Origin of the sequence: Paracoccus sediminilitoris (assembly GCF_003259195.1) — a bacterium.
In the GTDB taxonomy this organism is placed as follows: domain Bacteria; phylum Pseudomonadota; class Alphaproteobacteria; order Rhodobacterales; family Rhodobacteraceae; genus Paracoccus; species Paracoccus sediminilitoris.
Genome location: NZ_QJPK01000011.1, coordinates 15,016 through 31,947 on the forward strand (window position 1 = coordinate 15,016; position 16,932 = coordinate 31,947).

At 65.6% G+C, this 16,932-nt stretch carries 12 protein-coding genes; 4 read left to right on the top strand and 8 right to left on the bottom strand.

What is annotated here, in order from left to right; translation table 11 throughout:
* Positions 1-39 precede the first annotated feature (39 nt).
* Positions 40-3,375, bottom strand: a complete 3,336-nt coding sequence (gene putA, locus DKT70_RS10795; RefSeq protein WP_111559143.1) for a bifunctional proline dehydrogenase/L-glutamate gamma-semialdehyde dehydrogenase PutA — start codon at positions 3,373-3,375, stop codon at positions 40-42.
* 110 nt (positions 3,376-3,485) lie between these two features.
* On the opposite strand from putA, the gene DKT70_RS10800 reads away from it, so the two are divergent.
* Positions 3,486-3,950 carry an Lrp/AsnC family transcriptional regulator gene (locus DKT70_RS10800; RefSeq protein WP_111559144.1) on the top strand — a complete coding sequence of 155 codons (465 nt, stop codon included), beginning with the start codon at positions 3,486-3,488 and terminating at the stop codon, positions 3,948-3,950.
* Here the strand turns inward: DKT70_RS10800 and selB are convergent.
* From selB to fdnG, 6 genes are read right to left on the bottom strand one after another with little or no spacing between them, the layout of a single operon-like run.
* The gene (gene selB, locus DKT70_RS10805; protein WP_111559145.1) at positions 3,947-5,848 is read right to left on the bottom strand and encodes a selenocysteine-specific translation elongation factor; all 1,902 of its coding nucleotides are present in this window, start codon (positions 5,846-5,848) and stop codon (positions 3,947-3,949) included. The genes DKT70_RS10800 and selB overlap by 4 nt on opposite strands.
* The gene (selA, locus tag DKT70_RS10810) at positions 5,845-7,221 is read right to left on the bottom strand and encodes an L-seryl-tRNA(Sec) selenium transferase (protein WP_111559225.1); all 1,377 of its coding nucleotides are present in this window, start codon (positions 7,219-7,221) and stop codon (positions 5,845-5,847) included. The genes selB and selA overlap by 4 nt, the downstream gene beginning before the upstream one ends.
* The gene (gene fdhE, locus DKT70_RS10815; RefSeq protein ID WP_111559146.1) at positions 7,221-8,135 is read right to left on the bottom strand and encodes a formate dehydrogenase accessory protein FdhE; all 915 of its coding nucleotides are present in this window, start codon (positions 8,133-8,135) and stop codon (positions 7,221-7,223) included. Before fdhE ends, selA begins: the two co-directional genes overlap by 1 nt.
* Before the next feature lie 53 nt (positions 8,136-8,188).
* The gene (locus DKT70_RS10820; RefSeq protein ID WP_111559147.1) at positions 8,189-8,878 is read right to left on the bottom strand and encodes a formate dehydrogenase subunit gamma; all 690 of its coding nucleotides are present in this window, start codon (positions 8,876-8,878) and stop codon (positions 8,189-8,191) included.
* Positions 8,878-9,864, bottom strand: a complete 987-nt coding sequence (fdxH, locus tag DKT70_RS10825; protein WP_111559148.1) for a formate dehydrogenase subunit beta — start codon at positions 9,862-9,864, stop codon at positions 8,878-8,880. The genes DKT70_RS10820 and fdxH overlap by 1 nt, the downstream gene beginning before the upstream one ends.
* A complete protein-coding gene (fdnG, locus tag DKT70_RS10830; protein WP_267895648.1) occupies positions 9,861-12,944 on the bottom strand; it encodes a formate dehydrogenase-N subunit alpha in 3,084 nt (1,027 codons plus the stop codon). The genes fdxH and fdnG overlap by 4 nt, the downstream gene beginning before the upstream one ends.
* Before the next feature lie 325 nt (positions 12,945-13,269).
* Between fdnG and DKT70_RS10835 the strand changes: the two genes are divergently transcribed.
* From DKT70_RS10835 to DKT70_RS10845, 3 genes are read left to right on the top strand one after another with little or no spacing between them, the layout of a single operon-like run.
* Positions 13,270-14,136 carry a putative selenate ABC transporter substrate-binding protein gene (locus DKT70_RS10835; protein ID WP_111559150.1) on the top strand — a complete coding sequence of 289 codons (867 nt, stop codon included), beginning with the start codon at positions 13,270-13,272 and terminating at the stop codon, positions 14,134-14,136.
* A gap of 4 nt (positions 14,137-14,140) precedes the next feature.
* The gene (locus DKT70_RS10840) at positions 14,141-14,800 is read left to right on the top strand and encodes an ATP-binding cassette domain-containing protein (protein WP_111559151.1); all 660 of its coding nucleotides are present in this window, start codon (positions 14,141-14,143) and stop codon (positions 14,798-14,800) included.
* Positions 14,790-16,298, top strand: coding sequence for a PhnE/PtxC family ABC transporter permease (locus DKT70_RS10845; RefSeq protein WP_111559152.1), 1,509 nt, complete (start codon positions 14,790-14,792; stop codon positions 16,296-16,298). Before DKT70_RS10840 ends, DKT70_RS10845 begins: the two co-directional genes overlap by 11 nt.
* A 2-nt stretch (positions 16,299-16,300) precedes the next feature.
* Here DKT70_RS10845 and DKT70_RS10850 read toward each other — a convergent pair whose 3' ends face one another.
* Positions 16,301-16,924, bottom strand: a complete 624-nt coding sequence (locus DKT70_RS10850; protein ID WP_111559153.1) for an acyl-homoserine-lactone synthase — start codon at positions 16,922-16,924, stop codon at positions 16,301-16,303.
* Positions 16,925-16,932: the final 8 nt, after the last annotated feature.

Genomic DNA, 16,932 nt, shown 5'->3' on the forward strand with positions numbered 1-16,932 from the left:
TTGGACCGGGCCGCCCGCCTTGGCAAGGGGAGCATAGGCTCAGCTGGCCAGCAACGCGGCGTTACCACCGGCAGCCGTGGTGTCGACGCAAAGATGCCGTTCATGGCAGACATGGGCGCGGTCTGGCATCGCCGTGATCAGCGCCACGATGGGCCCCTTGCGTTCGGCCAAGGCTTGCGCTTGGGCACGCCCTGTCTCCTCGTCACCCCACCACAGCACTGCCGCCAGATCATCCCTGTGCGTCAGGGCCTCGGCGTCGCCGGTGACGGGCATGCCGCCCAATGCCTCGACGGCAGCCATCTGGTCTTGGACATCCTGTTCACTGGGGCCCAGGCACAGAACCGGACCGCGTGGAAGGATGCTCAGCCGGTTCAACTCGCCCGTCGGGCCGGGCATCAGCTGATCGGTGACCGGCACCGGGATCGAGGCGATATGACCGCGCCCGGCAGGCACGAAGAAGCGGGGCAGATACAGCGGACCGCCCGCCTTGGGACCGGTCCCCGACAGACCCTCGCCGCCAAAGGGCTGGCTGCCGACCGTGGCGCCCACCTGGTTGCGATTGACGTAGATGTTGCCGACATGGATCTTTGCGGTGACCTGTTCGACCCGACTGTCGATGCGGGTGTGCAGCCCAAAGGTCAGGCCATAGCCACGGTCGTTGATCGTCTGCACGACCTTATCCAGATCGCGTGCCTTGTAGGTCGCGACATGCAGGACAGGGCCAAAGATCTCGCGATCCATCTCCTCGATCCCCTTGACGCGCAGCAGGGTGGGGGCGACGAAATGGCCGCCTTCGGGGACGTCCAGACGATGCAGCACCCGGTCGCGATGGGATTCCAGATAGGCGTCGATCTGGTCGCGGGCATCCTGGTCAATGACCGGGCCGACATCGGTGGACAGGTCCCACGGGTCGCCCATCTTCAGCAGGACCATGGCGCCCTTGATCATGCGGATGATCTGGGGTGCAACGTCTTCCTGCACGTAAAGACAGCGCAGGGCCGAACACCGCTGCCCCGCCGACCGGAAGCTGGAGGCGATGATGTCTCGCACGGCCTGTTCCGGCAACGCGCTGCTGTCCACGATCATGGCGTTGAGACCACCCGTTTCGGCCACAAGGGGCGTGCCGGGGGACATGTGCTTGGCCATGCTGGCGGCGATCAGCTGTGCCGTCTCGGTCGAGCCGGTGAAGACCACGCCCGCCACATCGGCGCTGCGCGTTAGGGCCGCCCCGACCGTTCCGCCGTCTCCGGGCAACAGCTGCAGCGCCGATTGCGGTACGCCCGCCTGCAACAGCAGGCGCGTCGCATGGACGGCGATCAGCGAGGTCTGCTCGGCAGGCTTGGCCAACACCGCGTTGCCGGCCATCAGCGCCGCCGCGACCTGGCCCGTGAAAATCGCCAACGGAAAGTTCCACGGGCTGATCGCCACGATGGTGCCGCGCGCCGCATCGGTGCGGCCTTCGCCTTGCTGGGCGTAATAGCGCAGGAAATCGACCGCCTCGCGCAGCTCGGCCACGGCATCGTTCAGCGTCTTGCCCGCCTCGCGGGCCAGCATGCCGAAGAAGGGACCGAACTCGGCCTCGTAAAGGTCGGCGGCGCGGCGCAGCACCGCCGCACGTTCCGCCGCGGGCGCGTCCCATGTCCGGGCATCGGACAGGGCGCGAGCGACGGTGTCCTCATCGGCCATCGTGATCCGGGCCAGCACATCGCCGGTGGCGGGGTTCACCACGGGATGGGCCGTGCCGGTGGGCGGGCTGACCGTCAGGGGGCCGGCATCGGCGATGGCGTCGTCGCGTTCTTGCGCGATGCGTTCCAGCACGTCGCGGGCATTCAGGTCGAAGCCGCGCGAATTGACCCGGCCCGCGCCATAGATCGCCTCGGGCGCCACCAAAGATGCGGGCGGTGTCTCGGTCTTCACCGCATCAAAGGGGTCGTGGGCGACCTCGGCGGGGGTCACGTCCTCATCGACGATCTGGTTTACAAAGCTGCTGTTTGCGCCGTTTTCGAGCAGGCGGCGCACCAGATAGGCCAGCAGATCGTGATGCGCGCCCACGGGGGCATAGATGCGACAGGCGGTGCCATGATCGCGCAGCACGATGTCATGCAGGCGTTCGCCCATGCCGTGCAGGCGCTGGAATTCAAAGGAATGTCCCGCTGCCATGTCCAGAACAGCGGCCACGGAATGCGCGTTATGAGTGGCGAATTGCGGATAGATGCGGTCGTTCATGCCCAAAAGCTTGCGTGCCAGCGCGATATAGCTGACGTCGGTGGCCGATTTGCGCGTGAACAGCGGGAAATCCTCGAACCCCTCGACCTGGGCGCGCTTGATCTCGGTATCCCAATAGGCGCCTTTCACCAGGCGCACCATGATGCGGCGATCCAGCTCGGTCGCCTGCGCGTATAGCCAGTCGATGGCGGCACCGGCGCGCTTGCCATAGGCCTGCACCACCACGCCGAAACCGTCCCATCCCGAAAGCGACGGATCGGCCAGAACCGCGCGGATCACCCGCAGCGACAGCGCCAGCCGGTCCTGTTCTTCGGCGTCGATGTTCAATCCCATTCCGGCAGCCTTGGCGCGCTGCGCCAGATCCAGCACCACCGGGACCAGTTCAGCCATGACACGGCCGGTCTGCGCGACCTCATAGCGGGGATGCAGCGCGGACAGTTTGATCGAGATGCCGGGGTTCTTGCGCACCGAACCCTTGTCGCAGGCGCCTGCGATGGCTTCGATGGCCTTGCGGTATTCGCCAGCATAACGGTCGGCATCGGCCTGCGTCATCGCAGCCTCGCCCAGCATGTCATAGCTGTAGGAATAGCCCTTCTTTTCCTGCCCCTTGGCGCGGGACAGGGCATCGGAAATGGTCTGACCCAGAACGAACTGACGGCCCATCTCGCGCATGGCGCGGGTGACGGCGGTGCGGATGACCGGTTCGCCCACCCGCCGGATCGCGCCGCGCAGCGTGCCCGCAAGGCCCGGCTGTTCGTCATCCAGCACCTTGCCCGTCAGCATCAGCGCCCAAGTCGAGGCGTTCACCATGCTGGACGATGATTCCCCAAGATGGCGCCCCCAATCGGACGGCGCGATCTTGTCCTCGATCAGCGCGTCGATGGTGGCGCGGTCGGGCACGCGCAGCATCGCCTCGGCCAGGCACATCAGGGCGACGCCTTCCTGCGTGGACAGCCCGTATTCCGCCAGCATCAGCTCCATCATCGTGGGATCGGATTCATTGCGGATGCGGGTCACCAGCCGGGCCGCATTCTGGCTGATCCGTACGCGGTCCGCGGCTGACAGCGCCGCCGTGGCGGTCAGCTGTTCCAGAAGCGGGGCTTCCTGTTGGAACTTGGCGGTGGAATCGAATGCGGACAGATCAATCATGGCAGCCCCCTTGGCATTTCACGCATGATACCGTCTCGTGTATGGACGATGTGTCCAAAGGTTGATCAGAACGTGGGCGAGATGACCATAATTAACGGGAAAACAGAACAATGTCCGATCTTCTGGACCCCACGAATCAGCGCATCCTGCGCGAGTTGCTGGCCGACGCCCGCATTCCCATGACCGAACTGGCGCGCAAGGTGGGCCTGTCCAAGACCCCCGTCGCCCTGCGTGTCCGCCAGCTGGAGGATGCGGGCCTGATCACCGGCTATCGCGCCATCCTGTCGCCGCTGAAGCTGGGCCTGAGCCATGTGACCTATATCGAGGTTCGCGTCACCGACACCCGGCAGAAGGCGCTGGAAGCCTTTAACACTGCCGTCCGCGCCATCCCCGAGGTCGAGGAATGCTACATGATCGCCGGCGGCTTCGACTATCTGCTGAAGGTGCGTTCGCGCGACATGGCCCATTACCGCCAGATCATGGCCGAGAGCATCTCGTCGCTGCCCTATGTCCATGCTACCTCCAGCCATGTCGCGATGGAGGCGGTGATCGAACAGGGCGGCGCGACGATCTAGCCGAACAGGTCCAGCCGATGGGGGTTCAGTCGCCGAAGATCGCCCCGCCGCAGCGTGACGCCGTGGCGGTCGAAGAAATCCAGGATCTCGATGGCGACCTTGCGGCCGTTCTGGACGCGGTCACGAAAATCGGCCGCCGTGAACCACCCGTCGGCGGATTGCGCGTCGACGTCGCGCAGGATGGTGACCATTTCCGACGTGGTGCTGCGCGCAAAGAAGTGGTCATGCGCGATCTGATCGGTTCGCCCCAGCTTCTGCGTCAGTTTCAGGACGCGCCGGACCTCCTTTTCATCCACGCCGAAATCGGTGGCGAAATCGCGAACGCGGGGCGGTCGGAATCTCAGAGGGCCCGTCAGTGACGGCGCGATGCGGTCCCACAGCGCCTGATCCTGATCGGTCAGGCGCACCTCGTGTCCCGGCTGGCGAATGAAGGCCCCGTCCAGAACGATGCGCCCGGCCTGCGCCTCGGATTGCAGCAGGACCAGATAGGCTTCCTTGGGCAGGCGCGGCGTCAGCGCCAGTCGCAATTTTTCGCGCCCCAATCCGGCCAGGTCGGGGTTTTCCTCGTGGAATTGCGACAGTTGGACCTGCATGCCATCGCGAAGGGACCCCAGATGCGCCTGTGACAGGGCCATGGCCCCGATGGCGTGCCCCTGGGCATCGTCCAATGCCTGCCGCGCGGTCGCGTCCGCCAGACCACGATCGCGCGCGAAGACCGTCAATTCGACGGGGGCAACCGACAGCATCGCCCGCAGGGCCCGCGCCGGATCGGCATGGCGGGCGGCTTCGATCAGCGCCAGTCGTTCGGGCGCGCGGCGCTTGCGGGCCGGGGGACGCAGATCCAGGAACCGCCCCCCTCCAATGGTCCGCATGGCCGACACGTCGCGCAGGATGAAGCGATCCCCGATCCCCGCCGCGACGGGGCGGTCCAGCACGATCTGCACCGGCCCCTGGGACCCGGGCGCGATCGGATCGCCTAGTGGCACGATGCGGGCACCCAGTTCGGCGGCATGGCTGTGCAGGCGGGCGGGAAACCAGGTGCCGATGGGGGTGGGTTCTGATGGCAGCACGCTGAGCATCGCGTCGATGCGTGTGGTCGGCGCGTGCAGGGCAGGGGCCATGACGACATCGCCGCGATGGATGGCATCCTTGGCGATCTGGTCGCCCGCCAGGTTAAGGGCGCATCGCTGTCCGGCCAGCCCTTGGGTCGCCGCGCGGTTTTGGGCATGAATGCCGCGCACGCGCGCGCTCAGGCCGGACGGTCCGACCATCACCTGATCGCCGACGGCCACTTGGCCCGCGATGATCGTTCCCGTCACCACCGTTCCGGTGCCCGACAGGGTAAAGCTGCGATCCACGGTCATGCGCAGGGGGCCATCGGCATGTCGGGCGGCTGTTTCGGCCTCGGCCTGCGACAGGGCGGCACGCAGGTCGGCGATCCCTTCGCCGGTCACGGTCGATGCCATCAGCACCGGCGCATCGCGCAGCCCCGTCAGAGCGATCAGCTCGCGTATCTGGGCCGCGACGGCGTCGCGCCGCGTCTGATCCGCCAGATCGCATTTGGTCATCACGATCAGCCCGCGTTCCATGCCCAACAGGTCAAGGATCGCCATGTGCTCACGGGTCTGGGGCATCACCCCGTCATCGGCGGCAACCACCAGCAGCGCCATGTCGATGCCGCCCGCGCCCGCCAGCATCGTGTGGATCAGGCGTTCATGCCCCGGAACGTCGACAAATCCGGTGATCTGTCCGCTTCCCAGATCGGCATAGGCGAATCCCAAGTCGATGGTGATGCCACGGGCCTTTTCCTCGGCCAGGCGGTCGGCATCCGTGCCGGTCAGCGCCTTGACCAAGGCGGTCTTGCCGTGGTCGATATGCCCCGCAGTGCCAACGATCATAGGCCGGCCAGCGCCCGCATCAGCGCATCGTCATCATCCAGACAACGCATATCGAGGATCAGCGCACCGTCCCGGATATGCCCGATGATCGGGCGGGGCAGGGCGCGCAGCAGTGACGCCAGCCGGTCCGGCGCATCGCCGCCCGGTCCGGTCAGCCGCAACCCCGCCGAGGGGATGGTGTCGGTCGGCAAGGCCCCCGATCCAATCTGGCTGGCGCAATCAGTCACCGCCGCGTCGAAGCCAAGCGGTGCCAGTCGCGCCCCGACCTGCGGGGCCAGCCGCTGTGCCTGTGCCGCGATCTGGTCGCGCGGACGCGACAGCATGCGCAGAACGGGCATGCGCGCGGTCAGCCTGTCGGGGTCGCGATACAGCCGCAAGGTCGCCTGCAGTGCCGCGATGCGGATCTTGTCCAAACGCAAGGCGCGTTTCAGCGGGTTCCTGTTGATCCGTTCGATCAGGTCGCGCCGCCCGACGATGAAGCCGGCCTGCGGCCCCCCCAACAGCTTGTCGCCCGAAAAGGTGATCAGATCGGCGCCTTCGGCCACGGCCTCGGCCACGGTGGGTTCGCGACGCAGACCGAAATGCGACAGATCGACCAGCGATCCCGCGCCAAGGTCGTTCATCAGCACCACCCCGGCATCGCGCGCGATTTGCGACAGATCCGCTGCGCCAACCTCGGCGGTAAAGCCCTCGATCCGATAATTCGAGGTATGCACCTTGAGTATCAGGGCAGTATCCTCGGTCATGGCGTCTAGATAATCATGGGAATGGGTGCGGTTCGTGGTCCCGACCTCGACCAGGCGCGTGCCTGCGCGCGACATGATGTCGGGCATGCGGAAGGCGCCGCCGATCTCGATCAGTTCCCCACGGGATACGATGGATTCGCGCCCTTGGCCAAGGCTGTTCAGCGCGATCAGCACGGCGGCGGCGTTGTTGTTGACGACGGTCGCGTCTTCTGCACCCGTCAGTTCGCACAACAGTCCGCGCAGATGATCGTCGCGCTGCCCGCGCCCGCCCGTGGTCAGATCGAATTCCAGCGCCAGCGGCGAGGCCATGGCATCGGTCGCCGCCGCAATCGCCTCATCGGACAGGATCGCGCGGCCAAGGTTGGTGTGCAGCACCGTCCCCGTCAGGTTCAGAATCGGGCGCAGGTCGGTCTGCGCCATCCCCGCCAGATCCGCCGCCAGCAGATGCGGCAGCCGCGCGGCCTGCACCGCGCCATCCGCCCCATTCCGAATGGCCGCCCGCGCAGCATCCAGCGCGGCGCGCGCCGTCGCTGTCACCAGCTGTCGGCCATGCGCATCGATCAGCTGAGCGACGCTGTCCGTCTGCAGCAGCTGATCGACCGAGGGGAGGGCGCGGAAGCCGTTCATCAATAGCCGATCAGGAAGGGGTTGAAGCCGCCGCGCGTCTTGTCGGTGTCCTTCATCATCAGGTCCAGCCCCAGGCTGGCGACATCATCGGCGATGGGTTCAAGGCTGTGGTTCCTGTTCTGGTACAGCACCTTGACCCAGTAATCGCATTCCGAACAGACCTCGGCGCGGACGGTGGCCTCGATCGTCTCGACGCTGCGATAGCTGATGCCCTTGGTCGACCCGCAGCACAGGCAGGTCAGGCGCACCTCGTTCCATTGCGTGGTGCAGCAGGAACAGGTGGCATAGCGCGCCCCGTCCAGCGCCCCGATGCCGACGACGCTGGAGGTCGCGGGCCGCCCCCCGCAGGACGGGCAGATGCCGGTCCGGATCGGAACCAGCTTGTCGGCGGGCAGCGTCGCGGCGATGCGCGACAGATGCAGTTGGACGGCGGCTGCGACAAACAGATGGGCGGCGGCGCTGTCATCGGGAATGCGGTCGGCCAGCACATTCTCCAGCAGCCAGTGGCGATCCGCGATGGGTGCGGCCTTGACGGCCTGCAAGGCGATGCGGGCGGGTTCGGGCATCTCGATCTGAGCGGCCAAGTCCAGGAACCTGTCCAGCGTCGCGTAAAGCCCGGCATCCGTGGCCATCTCGGCCCGGTCGATGGGGGGCATGCGGTGCGCGCGGGCGGTTTCGATGCGGTCGGCGGGCAGGGGATCGGCCGCGGGCAATTCACCCGCCAGCCGCGCCTGGATCCCCGTCAGCGCCCCAAGAAAGCGCAGATAAGGCGCGACGTTGCCGCCGTGATCGGCCAGGAAATCGAACCGCTCGGCCCGGGTCGCGAACAGTTTCGCGGGGCTGGGCAAAAAGGCAAGCGGCGCCTTGGGGACGCCGCCGATGGCCGATGGATCGGGTTGGATCTGAGTGTTCATTGTCTTCTCCGGGCCGACCGGCCACAGGGGGTCGGCGATGAAGCCTCGGCAGATTACTCTGCCGGGCCTTTTGTGTCGCGGCTGGCGATCTCGCGCAACCATTTCCGGTGGTGACGCCATGCCCAGCCACCTGTGACGGTGCCGCGGGTCATGGCGCGCAGGGTGCCACGGGTCCAAACCGCCGCATAGACATGCAGGATGAAGACCAGCAGGATCGCCACGGCCGCCAGCGCATGCAGAAGAACCGCGATGCGGCGCATGGGAACCGGAACGTAATGGGCAAAGAATTGCTGCCAGATCATCACGCCGGTGACGATCAACAACAGGATCAGCCCGGTCATCGCCCAGAAGACGAATTTCTGCCCGGCATTGTACTTGCCAAGTTCGGGCAGTTTGTCCTCATTGCCCTTGACCACGTCGCCGATGCGGGTGGTCCAGGTGACATCCTCGGGCTTGGGCATGTTCAGGCGCCACAGCTGCACGAACATCAGCAGGAAGCTGAAGAACAGCACAACACCCATGATCGGGTGCAGCCAGCGCGTGATCTGACCGCCGCCGAACAATCCCGTCAGGAAATAGAGCGAGGGGTGGAACAGGGCCAGACCCGAAATCGCCAGCAGAATCAGCGTCGCCGCCGTGATCCAGTGGTTGATGCGGGTGAACCCCCGGTAACGGCTGACCGTCACCGGGGTCTTGCTGTCGATATGATCGCCGCGTTCGGAATAATAGGGACGTGGCGCCATCAGACATGACCTCCGTTTTCAGGGTCGCGATGTTCGACAACCAGCGTCTTGGCGGCCTCGTCGTCATGATCGTCGGGGCGGTTGCCCCGACTGAACAGGCCGTGCAGCGTCGCCCCAAGGGCCGCAAGCCCCACGACCGCCAGACCGGCGGTCTTGGTCACACCCTTCCAACCTTCCACCAGCGGAGAGATCCGCGGGTTTTCCGCAAGGTTGTTGTAGATGCCCGGCTTGTCGGCGTGGTGCAGCACATACATCACATGCGTGCCGCCGACGCCCTGCGGATCGTAAAGTCCGGCATTGTCATAGCCGCGCGACTTCAGATCCTCGATCCGGGTTGCGGCATGGGCCTTCATGTCTTCCTTGGTGCCAAAGACGATGGCCTGGGTGGGACATGCCTTGGCGCAGGCCGGGCCCTGGCCCACGGCGATCCGGTCGGAACACAGGGTGCATTTATAGCTCTTGTGATCGACCTGGCTGATCCGCGGGATGTTGAACGGACAGCCGGTGACGCAATAACCGCAGCCGATGCAGTTGTCGTGGATGAAATCGACGATGCCGTTGGAATATTGCACGATCGCGCCGGGCGCCGGGCAGGCCTTCAGGCAGCCCGGATCCTCGCAATGCATGCAGCCGTCCTTGCGGATCAGCCATTCCAGGTTGTCGGTCTCGGGGTTCTCCCATTCGCTGAAGCGCATCAGGGTGAACATGTTCGGGGTCAAGTCGTGGGGGTTTTCATAGACCCCCACGTTCTCCTCGATCTCGGGCTTGGTGTCGTTCCACTCGATGCAGGCGGATTGGCAGGCCTTGCAACCGATGCATTTGGACACATCGATCAGCTTGGCCAGCTTTTCCAGCTGGCGATCGGGTTGCGGAACGTCCCGCGTGGCCGAGATGCGGACGATGTCGGACGTATCGAAATACGCCTTCATCGGCTGCACGGGCGGGTTCGACACCGCGGTGGTGGGGCCGGCGACTGTATCCTTCATGCGACCGGCTCCTCTGCTGCGGGTTCGATGTTGACAAGGAAGGCCTTGAATTCGGGCGTATCCGTATTGGCGTCACCGACGAACGGCGTCAGGCTGTTCGGCCCGAAACCCTTCTTGGCGGCCCCCATGAAGCCCCAATGCAGCGGAATGCCCACCACATGGACCTGCTTGCCGTCGCAGATCAAGGGACGCAGGCGCTTGGTCACGACGGCTTTCGCCCAGACCTCGCCCCGTTTGCCCCAGACCCGTACGCGGCCACCCTTCTTGATGCCCCGTTCGGCGGCCAGTTCCTCGCTGATCTCCACGAAGAACTCGGGCTGCAGCGCGGCGTTCACCACGTTGTGCTTGGTCCAATAGTGGAAATGCTCGGTCAGGCGGTACGAGGTCGCCACGAAGGGGAACTCGTCGCTGGTGCCAAGACGCGCGGCATCGCTTTCGAAGATGCGCGCCACCGGATTGCCGCGCATCTTCGGGTTGAAGACGTTGGCCATAGGGCTTTCGAACGGCTCCATATGCGTCGGGAAAGGCCCGTCGCGCATCATGCCCCGGGTGAACAGGCGCGACACGCCTTCCTGGTTCATGATGAAGGGGCCGACCTCGGAGGGTTTGGCAGTGGGCGAGATGTCGGGCACGTCGTATCCCACCCATTTCTCGCCGTTCCACTCGATCAGCTTGCGGGACGGATCCCACGGCTTGCCCTCCATGTCGGCCGAGGCGCGGTTATACAGGATCCGCCGATTGGCCGGCCATGCGAAGGACCAGTTCAGGAACATACCGGTATCGTCGGGATCGGAATTGTCCCGCCGCGCCATCATGTTGCCTTCCTCGGTCCAGCTGCCGGAATAGATCCAGCAACCCGCCATGGTCGATCCGTCATCCCGAAGCTGGCCAAAGCCCGAAAGCTGCTTGCCGGCCTCGGCCACCACCTTGGTATCGTCGGCGGGATCATAGACGGCGGACAGGGCCTTGCCGTTCATTTCCCGTGCCAGTTCCTCGGGGGTGGGTTCGTTCGGATCGGCATAGTTCCAGGTCAGGTTCAGGATCGGATCGGCAAAAGCGCCGCCCTCCTCCTGATACAGATTGCGCACCCGCTGGAAGATCTGCGCCATGATCCAGGTGTCGTGCTTGGCCTGACCCGGAGGCGTCGCCCCCGCCCAGTGCCATTGCAGCCAGCGTCCCGAATTGACCAGCGCGCCTTCGTCTTCGGCAAAGCAGGTCGTGGGCAGTTGATAGACCTGGGTCTGGATGGACGCGGTATCCACGTCGTTGTGGATGCCGTGGTTCTGCCAGAAATTGGAGGTTTCCGTTTCCAGCGGGTCCATGACGACCAGCGTCTTCAGCTTGGACAGCGCCGTCGTGATCTTGCCCCGGTGGGGAAAGGACAGCATCGGGTTGAAGCCCTGGCAGAAATACAGGTTCACCCGGCCCTGGTCCATCAGCTCGAACATGCGCAGGATGTCGTATGACGGCACGTCCAGCTTGGGCAGATATTGGAAGGCCCAATCGTTTTCCGGCGTCGCGGCATCACCCCACATCGCCTTCATGAAGCTGACCATGAACTTGGAATAGTTCTGCCAGTAGCTTGTCTGACCCGGCTGCAACGGCTTGAAGTTGCGCGTCGACATGTAGGTCTGCCAGTCGGGCTCCTTTTCCGTCGGGATGTTCAGATATCCCGGGATCAGGTTCGACATCAGGCCCAGATCGGTCAGGCCCTGGATGTTGGAATGCCCGCGAAGCGCGTTCATGCCGCCACCGCGCACGCCGATATTGCCCAGGATCAGCTGAAGCATCGCCATGCCGCGGATGTTTTGGCCACCCTTGGAATGCTGGGTCCAGCCAAGCGCGTACATCGAGGTCATCGTCCGGTCGGGCGCGCTGCATTCGCCGATCATCTGGCAGATGGTCAGGAACTTGTCGCGCGGCGTGCCGGTGATGTTTTCCACGAATTCGGGCGTATAGACGTCAACATGCTTCTTCAGCATCTGCCAGACGCAGCGGGGGTCCTGCAGGGTCGGGTCGGTCAGCGCAAAGCCGTCCTCGCCAATCTGGTAATCCCAGCTGGACTTGTCGTAATCGCGCTTTTCCTCGTCATAGCCGGTGAAAAGACCGTCGTTCCAGCCGAATTCATCCTTTACCAGGAATGCGGCGTTGGTGAAGTTCTTGACGTATTCCCACTGGACCTTGTCGTTTTCCATGCACCAGCGGATCGCACCCATCAGGAACGCGATGTCGCTGCCCGGACGGATGGGCGCATAATAATCCGCGACCGAGGCGGTGCGCGTATAGCGCGGGTCGACCACGATCAGCTTGGCACCCCGATGCGCTTTGGCTTCGGTCACCCATTTGAAGCCGCACGGATGCGCTTCGGCGGCATTGCCGCCCATCACGACCACAAGGTCGGTATTCTTAATGTCGGTCCACGCGTTGGTCATCGCGCCACGGCCAAATGTTGGGCCCAAACTGGACACCGTAGGGCCGTGTCAGACGCGTGCCTGATTATCGAAGCCGACTATCCCCATGGACCGGACCGTCTTGTAGGTCAGCCATGCGGTTTCATTGGTGGTTGCGGAGGCGGCCAGGAAACCTGCGGTCGTCCAGCGGTTGACGGTGACGCCTGCATCGTTCGTGGCGATGAAGTTCTGGTCACGGTCGTCCTTGATCGCGCGTGCGATGCCGTCCAGCGCCTCTTCCCAAGAAATCTCCTCGAACCGGTCGGAACCGGGACGGCGGACGCGGGGCTGCGTCAGGCGGGTCGGTGCCAGGACGAAATCCTTCAGCGCCGCGCCCTTGGGGCACAGCGTTCCGCGGTTCGTCGGATGGTCGACATCGCCTTCGATATGCAGAAGCTCGGCTGTTTCGCCGGCCTTCACGTCGCCTTTGGAATACATGATGATCCCGCAGGCCACCGAGCAGTAGGGGCAGGTGTTGCGCGTTTCAGTTGTCGTGGCCAGCTTGAAGGCGCGCACATGCGCGGCCTCGGCTGCCTCGGCTTCGCCGAAGCCCAAGGCTCCTAGCGACGTTGCCGCAACCCCCGCACCCGCCAGCCTCAGAAAGCCGCGGCGCGAAAGGTCAATGTTCATGGGACCCTCCATCTGCCTGTCATCATTGATAGGTACCCTTTTATTGTCCGCCCCGGTTGCACCCAAGTCAAGGGGAGTTGACCTGCGCGTGAGGTCGCAGGGGGGCTGTTCACGATCTCTTGCGCCGGGACGGGCGGACTTGCTAAGAGGGCGCTGGAAAGCCAATGCGCCGTGTGCGCTTGGGCCCTGTGGCTTCACCGCGTGGCGGTGGCTTGACGACACGGTGCGCGACCCGGCCAGCCATTGCGCGAGGGTCCGCCGTTTATCCCCCCTTTCGCCGTGTTTCGCCACCCGCAGTCCCCTGCCACCCTGAGGATTTCCGCCCATGTTCCTGTCGCGCCTGACCGCCCTGGCCGTCACCGCCTGCCTGTCGCTTGCCGGCATCGCCCATGCCAAGGACACGCTCTATTTCTCGGCCATTCCCGACGATGATGAAACGCGCCTTGCCGAGCGCTTTGGCGCGGTCGCCGATTATCTGTCGCAGGAACTGGACGTGCCGGTCGAATTCGTCCCGGTGAAATCCTATCCGGCCGCCGTCACGGCCTTTCGCAACGATCAGGTCCAACTGGCCTGGTTCGGCGGCCTTTCGGGCGTGCAGGCGCGGCTGCTGGTTCCCGATGCCCGCGCCATCGCGCAGGGCGACGAGGATCAGAGCTTCGTCACCTATTTCATCGCCAACACCGAAACCGGCCTGACCGAATCCGAAGGTTTCCCCGAAGAGGCCCGCGGCATGTCCTTCACCTTCGGTGCCAAGACCTCGACCTCGGGGCGGTTGATGCCAGAATACCAGATCCGCGAACAGACCGGCGAGGCCCCCGAGGAGTTCTTCGGTCGCGTCGGGTTCTCGGGCGATCACGCGCAGACCCTGCGTCTGGTCGCATCGGGCGCCTGGCAGGTCGGTGCGCTGAACTTCACGGTCTATGACCAGGCCGTGACCGAAGGCGCCCCCGAGGTCGAGACCGCCAAGGTCATCTGGAAGACGCCGCCCTATCCGGATTACAACTGGACCATCCGCGGCGATGTCGATGCCCGTTGGGGCGAGGGTTTCGCCGACCGCGTCCAGGCCGCCCTGGTCGGCATGACCGACCCGGCGCTGCTGGCCGCCTTCCCGCGCAACGCCTTCGTGCCCGCCGCCAACGAGGATTACGCCCCGATCGAAACGGTCGGACGCCAGCTGGACCTGCTGGAGTAATCGCTTGCAATTGCTGGACGGGGTCGATCTCGGCTATGACGGCGCCCCGGTGCTGCGCGACCTGCGCCTGGCCATCACCCCCGGCCAGCGGGTCGCGCTGCTGGGGCGCAGCGGGTCGGGAAAATCCACGCTGCTGAGCGCGCTGCGCGACAGCCTGCTGGCCCGCGACCTGCGGGTGGCGCTGGTCCCCCAGGATCACGCGCTGGTCCCTCAGCTTTCGGCCCTGCGCAACGTGCTGATGGGGCGGCTGGACGATCACGGCGCGCTGCGCAACCTGCGCACGCTGATCCGCCCGTCGCGCACCGACCGCGCCGCGGCCCTGTCCGATTTGTCCCGCGTCGGCCTGTCCGATCTGGCCGATCGCGCGGTCGAGACCCTGTCGGGCGGCCAGCAGCAGCGCGTCGCACTTGCGCGTGCGCTGCATCGCGGCGGCGACGTGATCGTCGGGGATGAACCGCTGTCCGCCGTGGATCCGCGTCAGGCGCTGGCCTTGGCGCACCAGATCCGCGATGCCTTTCCGACCGCCATCCTGGCCCTGCATGACGTGGCCATCGCCCGCGCCTTCGCGACCCGCATCATCGGGTTGAAGGATGGCCGGGTTCTGTTCGACCTGCCCGCCGATCGGCTGGACCCTGCCCTGACCGAGGCGCTCTATGCCCGCTAGCGTGTCGCGTGGCGGTGTCGTGGCTCTGTTTCTGGGCCTTGCCCTGATCTGCCTGCCCTTCGCCGATTTCGCCACCGCCGGCCATGACCCCTGGGCCGAGCTGGGCCGCATGGCCCGTGGTTTCCTGGCCCCCGATTTCACGGCGGTCGAACAGATCGGATGGGCGGTCGCGCTGACCATCGCCTTCGCCGTGGCGGGGGTGGCGCTTGGCGGTGCGGCGGGGCTGGTCTTGGCGCCCTTCTATCGGCTGCGGCCGGTGCGCTGGCTGGCCATCGCCCTAAGGTCCGTGCACGAACTGTTCTGGGCGCTTCTGCTGCTGCAGGTCTTCGGCATCAGCGTCTGGTCTGGCCTTCTGGCCATCGCGCTGCCCTATGCGGGGATCTTCTCCAAGGTCCTGTCCGAGATTCTGGACGAGGCCGATCCCCGGCCCTCGCGCTGGCTGGGGGCAGGGATCGATCCGCTGACGCGGTTCCTCTGGGCGCGCGCGCCCTTGGCGCGGCCGCAGATGGTCAGCTATGCGCTTTATCGGCTGGAATGCGGGCTGCGGTCTTCGGCGGTCTTGGGCTTCGTGGGGCTGCCGACGCTTGGCTATCAGTTGGACAGCTTTTTCAAGCAGGGCGATTACGGCGCGGCGGGTGCGGTCATGGCGATCTATATCCTGCTGATCGCGACCGTGCGGCAATGGATGCGCCCGCGACTGGCGCTGGCCTGGCTGTCGCTGGCGGTCGGAGTGCTGACGCAGGTCTCATCACCCCCGATGGGGCAGGGCGCGCTGCGGCGGTTCCTGAGCCAGGACATCATTCCGGCCCCCTTGCGCGCGGGTGATCCGGCGGGGCTGTGGCCTTGGCTCTGGGACCTGGCCACGGGGTCGATCCTGCCGGGGCTGGGGGCGACGCTGGTCGTCGCGCAGCTGTCGCTGATCCTGGCGGGGGGGCTGGCCTTCGTGGGCCAGGCGCTGATCGTGCCGCGCGTCAGCGGGCGGGTCGGAGCCTGGCTGGGGCATCTGGTGCTGGTGCTGCTGCGGTCCTTTCCCGAATACATGCTGGCCTATCTGTTCCTGCAGGTCTTCGGGCCATCCATGCTGCCCGCCGTCCTGGCGCTTGGGCTGCATAACGGGGCGATCATCGGCCATCTGCTGGGACGGCAGGCGCGCGACCTGACCTTGCGTCCTGACGCGGCGCGGGGTCTGACGCTGTGGGGGTGGGAAATCGTGCCGCGCCTGTTCGGCAGCTTCGTCGCGCTCTGCCTCTATCGGTGGGAGATCATCATCCGCGAAAGCGCCATCCTGGGTCTTCTGGGGGTGGCGACGCTTGGGTTCTATCTGGACGACGCCATCGTCGCGCTGCGCATGGACCGCGCAGTCGTCATCCTGGTCGCCACCGCGCTGGTGACGATCCTGATCGATGCCCTGTCGCGGGGCATCCGTGCCCGCATCGGGGCGGGGTCCTTGCGTCGCAGAGACGCCTTGCCGGGCCGACCGGCCCGGCAGGCGAGCTGACCTTAGACGGTCATTGCCGCCGCAGGGCCGCGCACGGCGCAGGCGAAGGCCAGGAACTTGCCATCGTCATTCGACACCAGATCCCCCATCGGGCGCGGGGTCCAGCCAAGCCGCGCGGCCATGCGCAGGAAGGCAGGCGGCCCCAGGAACAGGCAATCGCTGGCGCCCACCGCGTGAAGATGCGTGTTCGCAGCCTCCAGGATGCTCTCCGCAAGGCCGGGCAGGGGCAGGGCCGCAAAGCGCGTCAGCTCCCACGCTCCGGCATCGACAGGGGGGTCTTCGTGGCACAGGTTGGTGGGCATGCCGGGCAGAAGACCCAGATGGGCGTCGCGGATCATGTAGGAATAGACAACCTTGCCCGCGCCGAAACTGGTGTCGGTGCGCTTCAGCCTGGCACCGCCCACGGCCTGCCCATCGCGATGGGCGATGACATAGACGGTGTCGAAGGTGTCGTATTGCTCGAACTCGATCCCTTCGGCGTGGTGCAGGGGCCAGGCCATCCGGTCCACGAAGATCTGCTTGCGCAGCTTGAAGAAGCTGGTGACCAGATCGAACCGCGCCATGTCGCGCGGCAGGCAGATCAGTTCAACGGTGATGTCGGCGGCGGGGGTGCGTGTCATGGTCATGCCCCCCC